This window comes from Belnapia mucosa (genome assembly GCF_016775475.1).
GTDB classification, from domain to species: domain Bacteria; phylum Pseudomonadota; class Alphaproteobacteria; order Acetobacterales; family Acetobacteraceae; genus Belnapia; species Belnapia mucosa.
In genome coordinates, this window is record NZ_JAEUXJ010000041.1 from 1 (window position 1) to 16,655 (window position 16,655).

Below are 16,655 nucleotides of genomic sequence, written 5' to 3' on the forward strand. Positions count from 1 at the left end.
GGAGGTGAACAGACACGGGTCATTTCTCGACGAAAACTTCGGCCCCTCCTGGGTCAGCTCTCAGTGCAAATCAACAATTGTGGCGTTTCACGGGAGAGGCCGACGGGGGCGTGCTTTGGCTGCGATGGAGTGAGGCCGGTGGGCCGCTGGTCACAGGAGCGCCTGCACGCCGTGGGTTCGGCTCCCGAGTGATCGAGGCCACCGTCCGAGAACAACTCGGCGGCACGGTGCATATGGCCTGGGAGCCTGGTGGACTGACATGCGAGCTGACTGTGCCGCTCAGGCAAAGGCCAGGATGATGTGCGCTGAAGGCGCACACCGCCAAATCCTCGGACTAAACACCCCCGCTGATCCACAGCGTGCCAGAGATACGTACAGCATGTCATTAACCCGCAGGTACACCTTGTTGCACGAGTCGTGTGGTCGGACGGGTTGGGGGTAGGCTGGCGCAGGGGCAAGCCCTCGCTCCATGAGGGAGGCCCGCTGTGCCCTTCAAGGCGAATGCCGATCGCCGGCACCACATCCCCAAGCAGCGCCACAAGGTGACGAACTGGGCGGAGTACGACGCAGGCCTGCGCGCCCGCGGCAGCCTGACGGTCTGGTTCACGCCGGAGGCGGTCGAGGCATGGAAGGCCATACCGCGCACTGGCCGGGGTGGGCAGCCCGTCTACTCCGCGCTGGCGATCGCCACTGCCCTGACGCTACGGGCGGTGTTCCGCCTGGTGCTGCGCCAGACGGAGGGCTTGATCGGCTCCATTCTGCAGTTGCTTGGCCTCGACCTCGCCGTGCCGGACCACAGTACCCTGAGCCGCCGGGCCGAGGCGCTCGAGGTGGCGCGGCCGTGCTGCGGAGGCGAGGCAGTGCACCTGCTGGTGGACAGCACAGGTTTGCAGCTACGCGGTCCCGGCGGCTGGCTGGAAGAGAAGCATGGCAGCAAGCGGCGCCGAGCCTGGAAGATGCTGCACCTCGCCACGGACGCCGACACCGGCCAGATCGTCGCCTCGCTGCTGACCGAAAGGGGTTCTGACGACGGCTCGCAAGTTGGCCACTTGTTCGACCAAGTCGATGGTTCCGTGGCGGCCGTCATCGGCGATGGTGCCTATGACCGGGACGATGTCTATGCCGCGGTCGCGGCGCGGCACCACGATGCAGCCTTCGTTGTCCCGCCGCGCGCGAGTGCGGTGCCGAGCGCCGCGGTCGAAACCACGCCGACGCAGCGGGACGCGCACTTGCGATCTATCGCTGAGCGCGGCCGTATGGGCTGGCAGCACGCCTCGGGCTATAACTGGCGTGCCCTGGTGGAGGCCGACGTCTCCCGGTAGAAACGCGTCATCGGCGACGGGCTGCGCTCGCAAACGGATGGGCGTCAGGCGACCAAGGTGGCCATCGCCGCCGGCGTACTGAACTGAATGCTCGAGCTTGGGCGGCCGGAATACGTCCGCATCGCATGATCCCGAACGTGGGCAGGGACCAATGCGTCCAAGCCGCTGACCCGTGCAACACGATGGCCCGGAGACCGTTTGTCAGCATCGTAGCGCCTGAGCTCGGGAACTTACCGCAAGACACAATGCGCTGACTTCAGCCTATCTCCATCGATTGCGGCAGGCTGGTGCTGCTGGCTGCGGCGCTTGATACGGCTCGCTGCATAGCGACTGCGGGAACAACCTCCAACTTTGGTGGATGAGGTCCAGCAGAATGCAGCGGAGCGGCGGTCACCCTGTTTCGGCCTGCCCGCTTTGCTTCATACAGTGCGGCATCAGCGGCCTTCAACGCATCGGCGAGTTGCCGCGCCGACTGCGGCGCCGCAGCTACGCCAATCGAGATCGTTACCGGAGGAAGAGGCGCTTTATGTCCATGCGCCGCTGCGGATTTGTGAAGCATGGCCACCGACTGACGGATCATGTCTGCCCGCTCGGCTGCCTGGGCGAGATCACAGCCTGGCAGCAGTACGGCCAACTCTTCGCCGCCATAACGACAGGCCACATCGCTCCGCCGCAGCTGCTCCGTGAGCAGCAAGCCAACCGAACGCAGCACAGCATCGCCTGCTGCATGGCCGTGCGTATCATTGATAGACTTGAAGTGGTCAAGGTCCATCATTAGCACGGCTACGGGCCGTCCATCGCGGGCAAGTTGTGCCTCCATTTGGGCCATGACTTCTTCCAGGAAGCGCCGGTTATGGAGACCGGTGAGAGAGTCCCGGAGCGCTTGGCCCCGCAGCCGTTCGCGTAAGGCTTGATTCGCCAAGGCCAGGGACACACTGTCGCCCAAAGCTGTAGCCAGCGCCGTCTGTTCCGCAGTTGGCGCAGGAGCATTGGCGCCGAAGGCAATGCGCAAAACTCCTTGGACTTCGCCCCGTGCCGCCATCGGCACACAAAGTCCACTTCCTGTTGCGGCACAGGCAACGCAGCCAAGACCTCCTCCTTCCGCGGAGGGGTCGCCATGGTGAGGTCGGCCACGCTTCAAAGCCCAACATTCAGATGGAGCAAAATGATCCGGCGGCTCAGTCGAAGCAGCGGACTGGTTGGCAGTAGAGCCTTTCCATGATGCTGCGAGATCCAGCCGATCACGCGAGTTGTTAAAGGCGAAAAGCCAGCCTGACAGCCCGGGCAGCAGTCGGCGTGCAGCATGGGCAACCACAGCCCGGACATCTTTCGTCTCGACGCCGCTTTGTAGAAGCTCGCTCATCTCCACCAGCGCGGCGAGTTCCCGGCCACGCCGGTCCGATGCTGCCCGCGCCCCTTCTGCCAAAACCTGACGTCGCCAGATCTGCCGGTGGGCAAAGGCAAGAGCAATGATTGTCGTCAGCGCGCTGAATACGATGAGGATGACAACTGCCGTCTGCCGCCAACCGAGTGCCGCATGCAAGGCGGCAATCTTTGCCTCCCTGTCTGCGACGTAGACCCCGACCAGCCTTCGGATATCGTCGGTAGCACGCTTGCCTTCGCTAGCCTGGGTGCCCCTTAGGGCCGCTTCAACACCGCCCGTTGCATAGTGCTCGATCCGCCGCGCCCTTGTCCGCATCGCCACTTCCAGAGCATCTGCGAGGGACGACTCCCGAAGCAAATCCAAACCGCGATCAACGGCAGCTATCGACTTGTTCCGCTCTCGGTCGAAGAAGAGGAGGGCGGCGTGGTAATCGGCAAGCTGCTCATGCCTCCCGCTCAGGAGGAAGCCGCGAGAGGAACTTTCGAGGTCAACGGCAGCCTGCAGGATACGACGCGCGTTATCGCGGTCGGTCATTGCCCCCTGGACCTGGGCATCGATCCGTTGCGCATCAATGTAGCCCCAAGTCGCTGCGGCTGCGCCAACTGCAAGGAGCGTCCCAAGCACCGGAACCGCCCAGCGCCACAGGCGGGGCATCTTGCGCTTGAGCGACTTCCGGGTGTCGGTCCCTGACAGCGATTGATCAGACATGGCCACAAGTCCGCTTGCTCATCCGTATATTCTTAAGCGAATCAATCACGGAAACGCGAGCTAAAAGTGCCGGGATGGACCTGACTGAATCGGGACGTTCGGTATTGAAATGCTCCCAATATCGCTAGCAGGCTACGTAATTCTGCTTCGCAACTGACTATCAGCAAGTAATGGGCCGAACGGCTGCATGCGGTGACCGAGAAAATAGCGGCCAGGGCGTGTTGACGCACGCGACCCGGCCTTAATCAGCGTCTTGGGCAAAGGCTAATTCCATTATTCGTCCCGTCGCCGCTTGCAGGCGGCAGCGAGACGTCAAGCCGGGCCACCAACTTGTCGAGCGCCGCCGGCTCGTTCGGGAGCTTCCCCACGAACCGCACCTCCCCATCTCGGCCGGCCTCCGCCACACAAACGGCGATCGTCGCCTTGTGCACGACCAGCCCGACAAAGCTGATAGTCTCTCCCATGGTCCGTCTCCTGTGCAGAGGCAAGGCGCCGGCCATCCGGCGCAACCCTCACCATTCCCGCACAGCTTGAGGCGGGCCACTCCCGCCTCAGACGGACATCTGGTCTAGCCGGATCCCGATCCGTTCTGTGATGCAGAAAGCATGGGCGTTGGCGCGAGGCTTTGCGTCAACGCTGCCTTGAGGCGCTCAACCATCGCGGCGCCGGCCGCGGTCCGGCCCGCGATGATGCTGCGACGGTCCCTGCAGTCAATCTCGAGGCGGACCAGATTGAGTTCCTCAAGACGGTCCAATCCTCGCGTGGCGGCTGGCTTGTTGATCCGGAGATAGGTGGCCAGACTTCGGGCAGTTGCGGCTCGTCGATCTGGTAGACGACCAGCAGCATAGCGAGTTGGCGCAGGGTTAGGTCGGATTGATCTGAGCGGACTTCAGCTAGCACCGTCTCGTGCAGGATGTGCAGCATCCGATACTGCGGCGCGGATGTTGCGGCGTCAGCGATCGTTATCCATCCCGTCTCGAAGGGCAGCCCTTCTCGTGCTCACGCTTCGAGGGGCACGTCCGTTGGTACTTGAGAGAACGTCAGCCAAGCAGGCGATGAGATCATCACACGCGAACGGCTTCACTATGCGGATGGTCGGCCCACCGAGCCCCCTCAGGTCCGCCTCTGGAGCTGATTTATCAAAGCCTGTGACCACCACCGTCGGCAGCATGGGATTGCTCTTTCGGAGTTCCCGTACGAGCGAACGGCCGTCGCCCCCGTGCACCAGGTGTATGTCTGTGACGACCGCAGACAGGCGTCCTGTCGCTTTGGCTAGGGCAAGTGCCGCTTGGCCGCTATTGGCGAGAATGGTGTCATACCCGGCGTTCTGGAGTGTATCCTCGATCAGCATAGCAACCAGGGCCTCGTCCTCGACCACAAGGACCACCGGCCGTGGTGAGCGGCTTCCATCGCTATCCTGGGTTAGCGCTGATGGCGCATTGGCTGGCATCTGCAACAGCCTCCATACATGGCAGCCAGAGCGGCAGCATCTGGTTGAGCAATAAACAGCCAAACACGATCAAAGTTCAACCAAATTACAACTAATAGGCGAGTGTGGCACAAGCCTGATGGATGCCGGGCTGCATTGCCCCAACTGCATCCAGCGTCGTCGGTGCGGTCGAAACCAGCCCCGCGGGAGGCGCCTCGGCAGCGTCCAGGTCATCTCGGACAGCCGGACCAAAGACTGGCGCAAGCGCGAGGGGCGGCTGCCGGAGACGGTCGGGCTGGTGGTTAGGGGGCAGGCCGGCATCCATTGGGTGCAGACGTGGTCGCCCTTTTGGCAGGTGATTGTCGCTCCACGGTAGGTGTAGGACCGGCCGCCCAGCGCACGCCAACGGACCCTCAGGGGCTAAACCTCCAAGATGTATCCACAACCTAAAGATGCATCGGTAGCTTTCTACAACTTATACGGGTAACTTGGACGTAATGTCTCCTCCCCGTGATCTCTCCTATCATCAATACGGGAGCATTCTTTCAACCTGAGGTAAGGGACCTCGGGGTGAAAGGAACAGGACCATGACGGTGCTGCTGGTCGAGGATGATCTCATCGTACGCCTCACCCTGGCCGACTTCTTCGAGGAGGCGGGGCTAGACTTCCTCGAGGCGGGCAATGCCGAGGATGCCCTGGCCATCATCAAGAACCCGTCGCACTCCATTGATGTGCTGGTCACAGACCTCGACCTGGGCGCGGGCGACAACGGCCTGATCCTGGCCGGTAAAGCCCGACAGGTCCGCTCGGGGCTGCCGGTCATCTACCAGACCGGCAGTCCTGAGATGTTCGCCGGCCACAGCTTCCTCCCAGGTGAGATGGTCTACTACAAGCCCTTCGATCCGAGGGCCCTGGCGGCAACGGTCTCCTCCCTTGGAGGGAAGCGCCCGACGACCCGGCGGCGTCAGCGGCCGTCGGCAAGGAAGACGGTGGCATCCAGCTTGTAGCCGCCGCGCTCGGTCAGCAGCAGGCGTGGCTGGGCGGGATCCGCCTTGAGTTTCTGGCGTAGCCGGTGGACATGGGTCTGCAGCGTGTAGGTGGAGACGGCGCCGCTGTAGCCCAGGACCTCGTTCAGTAGCACCTGCCGCGGCACCCGCTTGCCCCCAGCGCGGTAGAGGAACTTCAGGATCGCGCTTTCCTTGTCGGTCAGCCGCACCTTGCGGTCGCCAGTGTTGTCCTGCAGCAGCTTGGCGCTCGGGCGGAAGACAAAGGGCCCGATCAGGAAGGTGGCGTCCTCGGAGTTGTCAAACAGCCGCAGCTGCGCCCGCACCCGGGCCAGCAGCTCCGCCAGGCGGAAGGGCTTGGTCAGGTAGTCGTTCGCACCAGCTTCGAGGCCGCGGATCACGTCCTGCTCGGTATCAGCGCCGGTGACCATAATGACCGGCATCCGCTGCCCAGCCCGGCGCAGCTTGGCACAGAACTCACGCCCATCAGCATCGGGCAGGCCGACATCAAGCAGGATGGCGTCATAGGAGACGCCCACGCAGGTCAGCTTGGCCTCGGCCTCGGCAGCGCTCGCTGCCTCATCAACGGCGAACTTGCTGTCGAGCAGGATTTGCTCGGCTAGCGTGGCACGCAACGCGGCATCGTCCTCGACGATGAGGAGCCGGCGCAGGGCGGACATCGAGGTCTCCGGGGAAGAGAAAGGACCTCGCTTCGGCCCCGCAACATCATCTACGGGTTGATGTTCGTGAACAAAAATCACCCAACTGCGAGGTTTGTTCAAATGCTGCGGGCGGTTGAGTGTCTTATTGAAACCGAACTTGGCTCCCCCTCGATCATCGCCGCCAGGACCGTCGCCGGGTCTTGGCCAGCGGGGCGCTACCGGCAGCGCCTTGCAGCGCTAGAAGCCGGAGCTCGCGTTGGGGCTACGGAGGAAGGTTGCGTATGAAGGCACATGGCGAGGGCGCACAGCCGCTGCTGGCGCAGGCTGTCCTACGCGGATACCAGCTGCCGCTTAGGGGCGTGCATGGCCCCGCCCACTGGCTGCGCGTCCTGGCCAACGGCCGCGCCCTGGCGGCGCTGACGCCCGATGCCGACGCAGAGGTGGTGGGGCTGTTTGCCTTGCTGCACGACAGCCGCCGGGTGAATGAGCACACCGATCCGCAGCATGGCGAGCGGGCCGCCGACTTCGTGCGGCAGCTGGCCAACCAAGGCCTGCTGCCGATCAACGGCGCGCGGGTTGCCGTGCTGGCCGCGGCCTGCGCCCGGCATGAGCTGGGCGAAGTCAGCGACCATCCGACCATCGGCTGTTGCTGGGACGCCGACCGCCTGGAGCTCTCGCGGCTGCACCGGCGGCCTAAGGCCGAGCTGCTGAGCACCAAGGCGGCACTGAACCCTGCCCTGCAGGGGGACGCCTGGGCGCGAGGCGTCAGTCAGGTGGTGGATCCTGCCCTGGCGCGCGAATGGGGGCTGGCGCCGGGGCTGCTGAAGTGAGGATTGCCACCCGATCAGGGTGGCAGGCGGTTCAAGAAGGCGCGGCTCGCGGCTTGGTGGCAGGAAGAACGCCAAGCAACCGGCTAATTTAGTTACGGGAGCCGGAAGGGGTAAGCCGCGCGGCGGGGGTCGCCTGATGTTTGCCGGGGCTGGATGGCCCCCTCCCACCACAGTCGTGCAAAGCCAACTTGAGCAGCGCCACCTCCCATGCAGACCGCTCGCCAACCACCCCGGCCGAGGTGGCGTTCGGGGCTACCTCCAAGCTGAAGGCAACCTGCACACTTCAAGACCGCGCCCCCGATCGGCTTTTCCTTTACGCCGGATCAAGTATGGCAGCCTCACCTGCGGCATACGGGAGTTATCGCAGAGGAGGCGGAGATTGCCGCAATGGCGGCAAGCCGCGAGATTTCAGGCCGGATCGGGGACGGGCAGGGGGGCTATGGACGACGAGGGAATGGCGACGGCCGCATTGGGCTGCCGGCGATGGTGTCCCCCGAGGAAAACGCCACAATGCAATGAGCAACTTCCGGGCGAGCGCGACAACGAGCACTCTGCGCTGCGCGCCCGCATCTGCCAGGTCAACAGGGCGAAGCCGCCATGGCTGCCGAGGTGCTCAACCGCATGATCCAGGTCGCGGAGCCGACTTTCATTCGCGTTGCCTGAAGTAATCTGGGCGGGACCACCTTCGACGGTTTCCACCTCCGTGCACCAGCGCGTCTAGCCGGCAGAAGTTGGTGCCTATAGTTCAGCGCCAAGGGCAGCAAAGGCGACATCCGCCGCAAACACCTGAAGATCCTGCAACACGGATCTCAGCAGCTTCGCCTCAGCAGTACATAATCCAGCATCATTCTCACCATCTGATGCGAGGCGCGCAACCAACACCTCCACCTTGCGTGCAAGAACCGCGAGCGTCTGTGCCGGCGCGGCAGCAAGGCTGGCCACCACGCCAAGGCTGGTATCGTCTGCGGCATCCTGCTCCAGCCATTCGTCAGTGTCGACCTCGGCTGCAAGTTCTTCAACCTCGGGCAGCCGAACCTTCGTGCGATAAGCTGCATCCACGAGCCGTTCAGCGGGAAAGAGCAGGATCTCAGCCATGATCCGGGCTTCCTAAACCTGTATTAAGAGGAGGTTGGACCTTCGCAGGAGTTTAGGGTCACCGAGCGTGCGATGTTGCGGTCGCGCTCAGGCTGTAGCCACCCGCCTCGGTCAGCAGCATGCGCGGCTGGCCAGTATCCGCCTCGATCTTCTGGCGCAGGCGGTAGACATGGGTCTCGAGGGTGTGGGTGGCGACGGCGCTGTTGTAGCCCCAGACCTCGTTTAGCAGCACCTGACGCGGCACCGGCTTGCCACCGGCGCGATACAGGAACTTCAGGATCGCGCTTTCCTTGTCGGTCAGGCGAATCTTGCGGTTGCGAGCCGTCTCCTGCAGCAGACGGATGCTGGGGCGGAAAACGTAAGGCCCGATGAGGAAGGTGGCATCCTCGGAGTTGTCGAACACGCGAAGCTGCGCCCGGACCCGGGCCAGCAGTTCCGGCAGCCGGTAAGGCTTGGCCAGGTAGTCGTTGGCACCGGCATCAAGGCCGTGGACCACATCCTGCTCGGCATCCTGGCCGGTCAGCATGATCACTGGCATGCGCCGCCCGTCGCGCCGCAGCTTGGCGCAGAAGTCGCGGCCATCGGCATCGGGCAGGCCGATATCGAGCAGGATGGCGTCGTAGCGCGCATCGGCGCTGGCCAGCTTGGCCTCGGCCTCGGCCGCGCTCTCCGCCTCATCGGCGCTGAACTCGCCATCCGACAGGATCTGCTCCGCCAAGGTGGCGCGCAGCGCGGCATCATCCTCGACGATGAGGATCTGGCGAAGGGCGGACATCGGGGTCTCCAGGGGACAGAGTAAGGCCTCATCGCGGCCTCGGAACATCGTCTACAGGTTGACATCACGCCGCACAAATCACTCAAATGCGAGTTTTGTCTCAAAATTACCGCGCGCTTCTGAGTGTGCCGGTAGCTTTAGAATTCGGTCCCGAATGCGCCGGCATGCATGTCTCGGCGGTCTGGCCAGGACACTCGGAGCTTGGGAAGAGAGGCTTATCGCATGTGATTTCATTATGGGTGAATAGCCGGGCTGGCGGCACTGACGTTGTGCTGACCCGGGGGCCGCGTCGCTTCGGCTACACTGGACACCTTGCTCGACATCGCCGTCGTCCCAAACGGCGTCTCCTTGCTCTCCAACATTGCTGGCATTTCGGCCCGGCGTCCGCGGCTGCGCGCCCTGACAGCGTCTGGTCGTCCCGGGGCTGCCGCTGCCCTCCCCCTCGCCGAGGACCCGGAGTGCTTCCTCTTTACGGTCTAGACCCGCATCACCCCATCGGCGACCGCCTAGCCGGGCCATGGTGCCTCGCAGCGAGGTCGACTGGCTGGATGCTGCGGTGAGGCCGAGACTGCGAGACATTGCTGGGCACCCGCAACTGATTAAACCCACGGTAATTTGCGAATGAATCGCAGTTGCATAAATGCGGAGATAAGTTAACGAAACTCCATCTGCCTGCCATCGGTGATGGAGTAGTTCATGAAGTCCATTCAGCACGGGTCCGTCCTGGTCTTCGGTATGCTGATGGTCACCGCTCCAGTGGCGCCGCAAGCCACCGCCCAGGACACGCCTGCCGGAAGCATCGCCTTGCCAACGCTCGATGTGCAGTCCCGTGCCGAGAGCGGAACAGGTGCCATCCCGGGGTTCGTGGCGCGGCAGAGCACCAGCGGCACCAAGACCGATACACCACTGCTGGAGACCCCACAGGCGGTCTCGGTCGTGCCCCGCGATCAGCTCGATGCCCAAGCCGCTCAGGACACCCAACAAGCGCTTCGCTATGTCCCGGGCGGCTTGGCGGAGCCCTATGGCAGCGACGTCCGCTACGGGTGGAGCACGGTACGCGGCTACTCGCTGCAGAATGCGCAACTCCTCGACGGGCTACGGTTGCCTTACAACTCCTATGCGGTCCCGCAGATCGAGCCTTGGGGCCTCGAGCGACTTGAGCTGCTGCGAGGGCCGGCCTCGGTTCTGTATGGACAGATCCCGCCCGGTGGCATGTTGAACATGATCAGCCGGCGCCCCACGGATGTTCGGACCCGTGAACTGCAGCTGCAGACGGGCAGCTTCGGCCGGCTACAGGGCGCCTTCGATGTCGGCGGGCCGATCGACAGCGAGGGGCGCTATCTATACCGCTTCAATGGCATGGCCCGCGACGCCGGCACCCAGGTCGATGAGTTGCGGGACCGGCGGCTGTTCCTGGCGCCGAGCTTCACCTGGCGGATCAGCCCCGACACCAGCGTCACCCTGCTGTCCTACTGGCAGCGAGACGATTCCGGGGTCCAGCAGTTTCTGCCGCCGCGCGGCACATTGCAGTCGAACCCAAACGGCACCATTCCATTCAACCGCTTCGTCGGAGAGAGGGCAGCGAACAACTTCGACCGCGACCAATGGGGCGTGGGCTATGCCTTCTCGCACCGCTTCAACGACAACTTCGCCGTCCGACAAAATCTTCGCTACTCGCGCATCGACTTCGACATGAACGTCGTCCGCGGCCTTGGCCTGCAGGCGGATCTGCGGACCCTGAACCGCACCGCCGTCGTTATTCGCGACCATGCTGACGCCTTCACCGTCGACAACCAAGGGGAGGCCCGCTTCGCCACCGGACCACTGTCCCACACCGTCCTCGCCGGCATCGACTATCGCCGCGGCACGGCGGAACTCGGCTTCGGCCGTGCGGCCGCGCCCACGATCGACGTCTTCAATCCAGTCTATGGGCGCCCCTTCGCCTTGCCCACCAGCTACAACACGACCAACACCTTCACGACGCAGAACCAGGTTGGTGCCTATGTGCAGGATCAGATCCGCCTTGGCGGCTGGGTGTTGACTCTCAGCGGCCGGCACGATTGGGTCGATACTGACACCGAAAACCGTATGACGAACCGGAATATCGCCCAGAGCGACCGCGCCGCCTCCGGCCGCGTTGGGCTAAACTACCTGTTTGAGTCAGGCTTCGCACCCTATGTGGCCTGGTCGCAGTCCTTCCAGCCCCAGGTCGGCATAAGCGCGGCCGGCTCGCCTTTCCGCCCCACGCGTGGCGAGCAATGGGAGGTCGGGTTGCGCTATCAGCCACCGGGGATCAATGCCCTCGTAAGCGTCGCCGCCTTTGATTCGACGCTCAGCAACATCCTCACCGCAGACCCTTCAAACAGCTTGTTTCAGATACAAACCGGCGAGGCCCGGGTCCGTGGCGTCGAGGTCGAGGGCCGCGCGACCCTCGCCCTCGGGTTGAACGCCATCGCCAGCTACACTTACACGAACAGCGAAGTGACGCGGAGCACGGTCGCCAATACCCTCGGCAAACGTCTCACCCTGACACCGGAGCACAGTGCCGCGCTCTGGCTCGACTACACCTTCCCCGATGGCCGCCTCGCTGGCCTCGGGCTCGCCGGCGGTGCACGCTATTACACGGGCGTCTACGGCGACGCTCCGAACCTGTTCCAAACCCCGTCCAACACCCTGTTCGACGCCGCGATCCGATATGACTTGGGCCGACTGGCCCGGGGCCTTGATGGGCTGCGCGTTGCCGTGAACGCGTCCAACCTCGGCGACAAAAGGGTGGTGACCTGCGCCAGCTCAACCGACTGCTTCTTCGGCGCGCGGCGTACCGTGCTGGCGACGCTCAGCTACCGGTGGTGAGCTCTTTATGACGCGACCCGCGGATCTCATCGGCCGGATCATGGCGGCCACACTTGGCGGGTACGCCTTGGCCTATGCCAGCACTGGTGCGCTTGCGCTGCTGCTGCCGGTGCCGCGCGCCGATGCCGTCTACATCTCGGCCACGCTCGCCTTCCTGCCCTATCTCGCGGCCATACTCTGGGCCTTCGGTGCACGCTCGGCGAGCCGTGCCTGGACTGGGTTGCTGGTCGCCACCGCGCCCTGCGCGGCAGTCCTGCTCCTGAGCTGGCCGACATCATGAAGGGCAGCTTCACCCGGTCGATGGCATGGTTGCACACTTGGTGTGGCTTGCTGTTCGGCTGGCTACTCTTCGCCGTCTTCCTCACCGGCACGCTCGCCATCTTCGAGCATGAGATCAGCGCCTGGATGCGCCCAGAGCTGCGTCAGGCCAACACGGCGCCGCGGGAGATGGCCCTCGCCAGGGCAGAGAGCCTGCTTCTTCAGACGGCGCCGCGTGCAACGAGTTGGCGTATCACCCTGCCGGCAGCGGATGACGCGGAGCCGGTCGTGCTGCGATGGCGCGAGGCGGAAGCCTTCACCACGCGCTATATGAATCCGGCGACCGGCGAGGTCATCCCGGTCCGCGACACCGAAGGCGGTGAGTTCTTCGTCGACTTCCATGCCAACCTGATGGCTGGCAATACCGGCCTCTGGATCGTCGCCGGAATGGGCATGGCCATGCTTGCGGCTTTGGTCAGCGGCATCGTCATCCACAAGCGCATCTTCCGTGACTTCTTCACTTTCCGGCCCAGCATGCGGGCGCAGCGAGCCTGGATGGATGGGCACACTCTGGCCTCCGTGCTCGCGTTGCCCTTCCACCTGATGATCACCTACACCGGACTGGCGATGTCCTTCACCGTCTACATGCCGGTTGGCATCACCATGTTCTTTGACGGTTCTGCGGCAGCCCTGCGTGCTCAGGTTGTGACCCAGTTCGAGCGGCCGGCTGCACACCAGCCAGCAGAGATGCTGCCTCTTGCGCATTTCCTGGCGCCAGCGGAGGCGATCCTTGGTCGGGATAGCGCGGAGACCGTCGTTGTGCGGAATCCGGGCGACACCCAGATGGTGGTGGAGATCTTCCGCCGGTTTGATGACCGGATTGCCGCAGTCGCGGATCATGCGGCCTTCGACGGCGTGAGCGGTGCGCCGCTCGGCAGCCAGACCATCTGGAACCGTTCGGTGCTGGCCTGGCGGGTGATGGTGGGTCTGCATATGGCCCAATTTGGTGGCGATGTGCTGCGCTGGCTCTACTTTCTATCCGGCCTAGCTAGTACCGCGATGATAGGCAGCGGGCTCATACTCTTCGTCCTCAAGCGGCGGGTCACACATTCGATGGAGGCTTCGCGCTTCGACCATGCGGTGGAGCGGGTGAATGTCGCCGCCGTGGCCGGCGTTCTCATCGCGTGCCTTGCCTATTTCTGGCTCAACCGCTTACTACCGGCCGGGCTGACCGAGCGCGGGGCCTGGGAGATGGGCCTGCTGCTACCAATCTGGCTAGTGACGTTGCTGCACGCAATGCTTCGCCCCCCGGCACGGGCCTGGATTGAGCAAATCAGCGTCGCGGCTGTCCTCAGTTGCACGCTTCCCATCGTCAATCTCATGACCGGCGGCTTACCTCTGGCAGGCGCAGAACTCGGTGTCGATGCCGCGGCCCTCGGCTGCGGCCTTGCCTTCGGTCTGCTCGCCTGGCGCATGACGCGCCGCAGCCGGTGCGGTCGAAACATCGTCGCGCCGACGAGCGGGCCGCTTAGCCGGTACCGATGATCCTGGCTGGTCTGTTCGGAACCTTCGCCGGCCTAGCAGCGCTCTGCTTTGCCACAGACCGGCACTATAGGCAGCTTCGCAATCGGGCGCCCTCGCGCGCCATGCAGGCGGCGTTGCAGACTGCCGGCATCGCTTTGCTGGTCATCGCGGCGGTCGCCTGCAGAGCCGAATGGGGCTGGGCCATGGGCATTGTCGCCTGGTTCGGCATGGCGACCGTCGGCGGGTTGGTGATAGCGCTCCTGCTGCCTTGGGCGCCTTGGGGTGGGGTATTACTCGGACTTCTCGGCGCATTCGCGGCGATACGGTACGTTGCGGCCACTGCGAGTGGCTAAAGACTATAGGCGGCCGGAGGTGGATCGCTGCATTTCACGAAGGTAGGCTTGTGGTCGTAAGAGCATTTGACGCACACGATGCGCGCCGGTGCTGCTTAGGCGAGCATCACTGTGAGAGGAAATCAACTCAATCAAATAGCCTCCGGCTGCCGGGTTAGATTACGAGACGACATTCATTCCGAGAGGTGCCATGCGCGGTCCTCAGCGGTGGCTATGGCTGTGTGGCGGTTATCTCAATCTTGCGCTGGCCGCCATCGGTGCCGTTCTGCCACTGATGCCAACTACCGTCTTTCTGCTGATGGCTGCCTGGTGTTTTGGCCGCGCTTCACCAGCATTGCGGGCGAAGCTGCTGGCTCATCCGCGGTTCGGGCCTACGCTGCGAAACTGGCAGGACCATGGCTGCATCAGCCGTCGTGCGAAGAAGGCTGCCATCCTCGGCATGGCTCTAAGCTGGTTGGTGGTGGCGGTGATATTTCATAACTTCCTGGCATCCGCCATCACTGCAGGCTGCCTGGTCACGGTCGGATCGTTCATCGTGACGCGGCCGTCGCAACCAAGCCAGCGACACGAATGAACTGAGTCCGGGACCCGATATGGTTTCAGACAGGATGCACCGTCGGCATCGGGTCAACGTTCATCGCCACCTTGGCGCTCAGCGATGCTTCGGTTGACGTTCAACGAACAACTGGAGTTGCCGCGGTTGCCGTTGCCACGCAATCGTTGCCGCGCGCCGTGAAACCAGCGACACGGCCCGCGCGCAGTTCGAAGGTCACGTCGCAGGCCCGTGTCTCGACTGTGGGCGCGAAGCCGCCGCCGTAGTAGCCGCCGAAGGCCGAGCCGAAGCGCTGTCCTCCGAAGCCGCCATAGCCAAACCCGCCATAGCCCGGTCCATAGAAGGAGGCGCTGGGATAACTGACCAGGCGTCGGCTTTCATACTGCAAGAAGCGCTGGCCTTCGGTGTCGTAGGTCCGCTCCGGCACACCGAGTGCCGCCACGAGATCGGCTTCGGAGCGTCCGACAAGGGAAGCCATGTGAGCGTTGAACGCTTCCGGAGTAGCGCGGGCGCAACCGGCCAAAATGCCCAGTGCCAGGGTCAGCGTAGAGAGCGGACGGCGGAATGTTGGATCGAGCATGGACTGCGTCATGCCTTCAACATGGGATGTCAGCGTAGGGCGACCAGGGCGTCTCGATAATAGAATCAATGCAGACGAGCGCCCTGCGGAACGGCACTCCATGCTTCCTCTCCGCCCACTGACGCAGTCACGCGTAAGCCAGCTGCCGACATGGCTTCGGAGAAGCGCTTAGCAGCCAGAAGAGCTGGTCCAATGGTCGCCGGCGGCAGCCAGTCCGAGAGTACACTCAATGCGCCGAGCGTGTTGCCTTCCTGCAGGCTACCAACAAGCTCCAACATGGCGATCTCATCGGCACCCAGCGACGGACAGTGGCAGCAGCGGACCTCCAGCATGCGCTGAGCCGAATGGGCGAGGATGGCCATCAGTAGGTTGAACTCGGTCGAAGCGTCTTCTGCTACCCCGGCAAGCTGGAAGACGGCTTGCCAAGCAGGATGATGACCTTGGGGGTGCATGATGGGTGCGACCCAGCAGCGCAAGGCGGCAACAACGACCGTCTCGGCTGTGTCGAGGTTGGAGGTGGCGCGATCGCCAAGCGCGGGATGATGGTTTGGGGAGCACGGGTCCATGGTAGGGTCAGATCAAGACTGAGATCGAAGATCCGAGCTTGTCCCGGCAGATCGGCTTGTCGGGGCAAGGGAAGTTGGCATTCGCGCGTCAGCGGCCGCAGGCGCTGCCACCACGGTGTCACGCCGCAGCGCGGGTGGCCGCTGCGGATTGATGGCCTGGACGGAGCCGTTCCTGACCAGGAACAGGAACGGTGACAGAGGCGCCGGGTGCATCAGCGGATCTCACAGCAACACCCACGAAGGATATTGCAATTGAGAATGACTCGCAAATAAGATTTGCGAAAGCTGGAACGCGGTCTGACGGGACATCGATATGCGATATCATTCAGTAGGCACAGCAAACCTGACGGCCTGGCTCGCCCTGGGCCGCTCGCTTCGAGATGGCGCGAACCTCGCCGATAGCAGGCGACTGCCCGGCGGAGCCTCAGTGCACAAAACCTCGTCTCATCGAGATGAGGCTGAGATTTTCGCCTACCATCTGTATTCGCCAAACCTGGTGGCGCTTGGCGGCCGTTCGGATAAGCGGAAGGCAAGATAATGCAGGCGACCGATGAAATCGTTCCGATTTCGAACGCGATGAGCCCTCTGGAGATGGCATCGCGGTATGAGGCGGGTGAGACGATCCGCGAGTTGTTTCAGTCTACCGGATACAGCCAACGGCGAGTTCGTACCGCCATTGCTAACAGGCTGTTTTGAAAGCCGCGTCTGGCGAACTTGGGCCTGAAAAGGTGACATAGGAGAAGCGTTCTGGGCGGCTTT

Annotated in this window: 16 protein-coding genes and 1 pseudogene; 8 read left to right on the plus strand and 9 right to left on the minus strand. The window is 63.6% G+C overall.

Features of this window, described 5'->3' with window-relative positions; all coding sequences use genetic code 11:
• Positions 1-485 precede the first annotated feature (485 nt).
• Positions 486-1,409 (plus strand): annotated as a pseudogene (locus JMJ55_RS29475) (IS5 family transposase).
• A 169-nt stretch (positions 1,410-1,578) separates the two neighbouring features.
• Here the strand turns inward: JMJ55_RS29475 and JMJ55_RS29480 are convergent.
• The 4 genes from JMJ55_RS29480 to JMJ55_RS32265 form a co-directional block, all read right to left on the minus strand.
• On the minus strand, positions 1,579-3,414 hold the full coding sequence (locus tag JMJ55_RS29480) for a diguanylate cyclase (protein ID WP_202829182.1): 1,836 nt from the start codon (positions 3,412-3,414) through the stop codon (positions 1,579-1,581).
• A 245-nt stretch (positions 3,415-3,659) separates the two neighbouring features.
• Positions 3,660-3,878 carry a hypothetical protein gene (locus JMJ55_RS29485; protein WP_202829183.1) on the minus strand — a complete coding sequence of 73 codons (219 nt, stop codon included), beginning with the start codon at positions 3,876-3,878 and terminating at the stop codon, positions 3,660-3,662.
• Between the two features lie 104 nt (positions 3,879-3,982).
• Positions 3,983-4,288: a MarR family transcriptional regulator gene (locus JMJ55_RS32260; RefSeq protein WP_202829197.1), complete on the minus strand. Its 306-nt coding sequence runs from the start codon at positions 4,286-4,288 to the stop codon at positions 3,983-3,985.
• Positions 4,289-4,366: 78 nt separating this feature from the next.
• Positions 4,367-4,864 (minus strand): response regulator, encoded by a 498-nt coding sequence (locus JMJ55_RS32265; protein ID WP_407927577.1) that lies wholly within the window; start codon positions 4,862-4,864, stop codon positions 4,367-4,369.
• Between the two features lie 566 nt (positions 4,865-5,430).
• Here JMJ55_RS32265 and JMJ55_RS29500 point away from each other — a divergent pair.
• Entirely contained in the window at positions 5,431-5,850 is a 420-nt protein-coding gene (locus JMJ55_RS29500) for a response regulator (RefSeq protein ID WP_202829185.1), read from the plus strand.
• Here JMJ55_RS29500 and JMJ55_RS29505 read toward each other — a convergent pair.
• Positions 5,808-6,527 (minus strand): response regulator transcription factor, encoded by a 720-nt coding sequence (locus tag JMJ55_RS29505; RefSeq protein ID WP_202829186.1) that lies wholly within the window; start codon positions 6,525-6,527, stop codon positions 5,808-5,810. The two genes, JMJ55_RS29500 and JMJ55_RS29505, sit on opposite strands and share 43 nt — an antisense overlap.
• 263 nt (positions 6,528-6,790) lie before the next feature.
• On the opposite strand from JMJ55_RS29505, the gene JMJ55_RS29510 reads away from it, so the two are divergent.
• A complete protein-coding gene (locus JMJ55_RS29510) occupies positions 6,791-7,339 on the plus strand; it encodes a hypothetical protein (RefSeq protein ID WP_202829187.1) in 549 nt (182 codons plus the stop codon).
• 738 nt (positions 7,340-8,077) lie between these two features.
• On the opposite strand, the gene JMJ55_RS29515 is transcribed toward JMJ55_RS29510, so the two are convergent.
• Together JMJ55_RS29515 and JMJ55_RS29520 are read right to left on the minus strand one after the other, a co-directional pair.
• A complete protein-coding gene (locus JMJ55_RS29515) occupies positions 8,078-8,434 on the minus strand; it encodes a hypothetical protein (protein WP_202829188.1) in 357 nt (118 codons plus the stop codon).
• A 58-nt stretch (positions 8,435-8,492) separates the two neighbouring features.
• The gene (locus tag JMJ55_RS29520; RefSeq protein ID WP_202829189.1) at positions 8,493-9,209 is read right to left on the minus strand and encodes a response regulator transcription factor; all 717 of its coding nucleotides are present in this window, start codon (positions 9,207-9,209) and stop codon (positions 8,493-8,495) included.
• Positions 9,210-9,905: 696 nt separating this feature from the next.
• On the opposite strand from JMJ55_RS29520, the gene JMJ55_RS29525 reads away from it, so the two are divergent.
• From JMJ55_RS29525 to JMJ55_RS29545, 5 genes are all read left to right on the plus strand, one after another.
• Positions 9,906-12,062 (plus strand): TonB-dependent siderophore receptor, encoded by a 2,157-nt coding sequence (locus JMJ55_RS29525; RefSeq protein WP_202829190.1) that lies wholly within the window; start codon positions 9,906-9,908, stop codon positions 12,060-12,062.
• A 7-nt stretch (positions 12,063-12,069) separates the two neighbouring features.
• Positions 12,070-12,342 (plus strand): DUF3649 domain-containing protein, encoded by a 273-nt coding sequence (locus tag JMJ55_RS29530; protein ID WP_202829191.1) that lies wholly within the window; start codon positions 12,070-12,072, stop codon positions 12,340-12,342.
• Positions 12,339-13,865 carry a PepSY-associated TM helix domain-containing protein gene (locus tag JMJ55_RS29535; protein WP_202829192.1) on the plus strand — a complete coding sequence of 509 codons (1,527 nt, stop codon included), beginning with the start codon at positions 12,339-12,341 and terminating at the stop codon, positions 13,863-13,865. The genes JMJ55_RS29530 and JMJ55_RS29535 overlap by 4 nt, the downstream gene beginning before the upstream one ends.
• A complete protein-coding gene (locus JMJ55_RS29540) occupies positions 13,862-14,197 on the plus strand; it encodes a DUF3325 domain-containing protein (protein ID WP_202829193.1) in 336 nt (111 codons plus the stop codon). The genes JMJ55_RS29535 and JMJ55_RS29540 overlap by 4 nt, the downstream gene beginning before the upstream one ends.
• A 190-nt stretch (positions 14,198-14,387) precedes the next feature.
• Positions 14,388-14,771 carry a YbaN family protein gene (locus JMJ55_RS29545; protein ID WP_202829194.1) on the plus strand — a complete coding sequence of 128 codons (384 nt, stop codon included), beginning with the start codon at positions 14,388-14,390 and terminating at the stop codon, positions 14,769-14,771.
• 100 nt (positions 14,772-14,871) lie between these two features.
• Here JMJ55_RS29545 and JMJ55_RS29550 read toward each other — a convergent pair whose 3' ends face one another.
• Together JMJ55_RS29550 and JMJ55_RS29555 are read right to left on the minus strand one after the other, a co-directional pair.
• A complete protein-coding gene (locus tag JMJ55_RS29550) occupies positions 14,872-15,342 on the minus strand; it encodes a hypothetical protein (RefSeq protein ID WP_202829195.1) in 471 nt (156 codons plus the stop codon).
• A 53-nt stretch (positions 15,343-15,395) separates the two neighbouring features.
• Positions 15,396-15,896, minus strand: coding sequence for a hypothetical protein (locus tag JMJ55_RS29555; protein WP_202829196.1), 501 nt, complete (start codon positions 15,894-15,896; stop codon positions 15,396-15,398).
• Positions 15,897-16,655 lie beyond the last annotated feature (759 nt).

What these genes read in the sequence shown, in the direction of transcription:
- JMJ55_RS29480 (WP_202829182.1), bottom strand. Translation starts at nt 3,414, where the DNA reads ATGTCTGATCAATCGCTGTCAGGGACCGACACCCGGAAGTCGCTCAAG.
- JMJ55_RS29525 (WP_202829190.1), top strand. Translation starts at nt 9,906, where the DNA reads ATGAAGTCCATTCAGCACGGGTCCGTCCTGGTCTTCGGTATGCTGATG.
- JMJ55_RS29510 (WP_202829187.1), top strand. Translation starts at nt 6,791, where the DNA reads ATGAAGGCACATGGCGAGGGCGCACAGCCGCTGCTGGCGCAGGCTGTC.
- JMJ55_RS29535 (WP_202829192.1), top strand. Translation starts at nt 12,339, where the DNA reads ATGAAGGGCAGCTTCACCCGGTCGATGGCATGGTTGCACACTTGGTGT.
- JMJ55_RS29485 (WP_202829183.1), bottom strand. Translation starts at nt 3,878, where the DNA reads ATGGGAGAGACTATCAGCTTTGTCGGGCTGGTCGTGCACAAGGCGACG.
- JMJ55_RS29545 (WP_202829194.1), top strand. Translation starts at nt 14,388, where the DNA reads ATGCGCGGTCCTCAGCGGTGGCTATGGCTGTGTGGCGGTTATCTCAAT.
- JMJ55_RS29500 (WP_202829185.1), top strand. Translation starts at nt 5,431, where the DNA reads ATGACGGTGCTGCTGGTCGAGGATGATCTCATCGTACGCCTCACCCTG.
- JMJ55_RS29540 (WP_202829193.1), top strand. Translation starts at nt 13,862, where the DNA reads ATGATCCTGGCTGGTCTGTTCGGAACCTTCGCCGGCCTAGCAGCGCTC.
- JMJ55_RS29505 (WP_202829186.1), bottom strand. Translation starts at nt 6,527, where the DNA reads ATGTCCGCCCTGCGCCGGCTCCTCATCGTCGAGGACGATGCCGCGTTG.
- JMJ55_RS29550 (WP_202829195.1), bottom strand. Translation starts at nt 15,342, where the DNA reads ATGACGCAGTCCATGCTCGATCCAACATTCCGCCGTCCGCTCTCTACG.
- JMJ55_RS29555 (WP_202829196.1), bottom strand. Translation starts at nt 15,896, where the DNA reads ATGGACCCGTGCTCCCCAAACCATCATCCCGCGCTTGGCGATCGCGCC.
- JMJ55_RS29530 (WP_202829191.1), top strand. Translation starts at nt 12,070, where the DNA reads ATGACGCGACCCGCGGATCTCATCGGCCGGATCATGGCGGCCACACTT.
- JMJ55_RS29520 (WP_202829189.1), bottom strand. Translation starts at nt 9,209, where the DNA reads ATGTCCGCCCTTCGCCAGATCCTCATCGTCGAGGATGATGCCGCGCTG.
- JMJ55_RS32265 (WP_407927577.1), bottom strand. Translation starts at nt 4,864, where the DNA reads ATGCCAGCCAATGCGCCATCAGCGCTAACCCAGGATAGCGATGGAAGC.
- JMJ55_RS29515 (WP_202829188.1), bottom strand. Translation starts at nt 8,434, where the DNA reads ATGGCTGAGATCCTGCTCTTTCCCGCTGAACGGCTCGTGGATGCAGCT.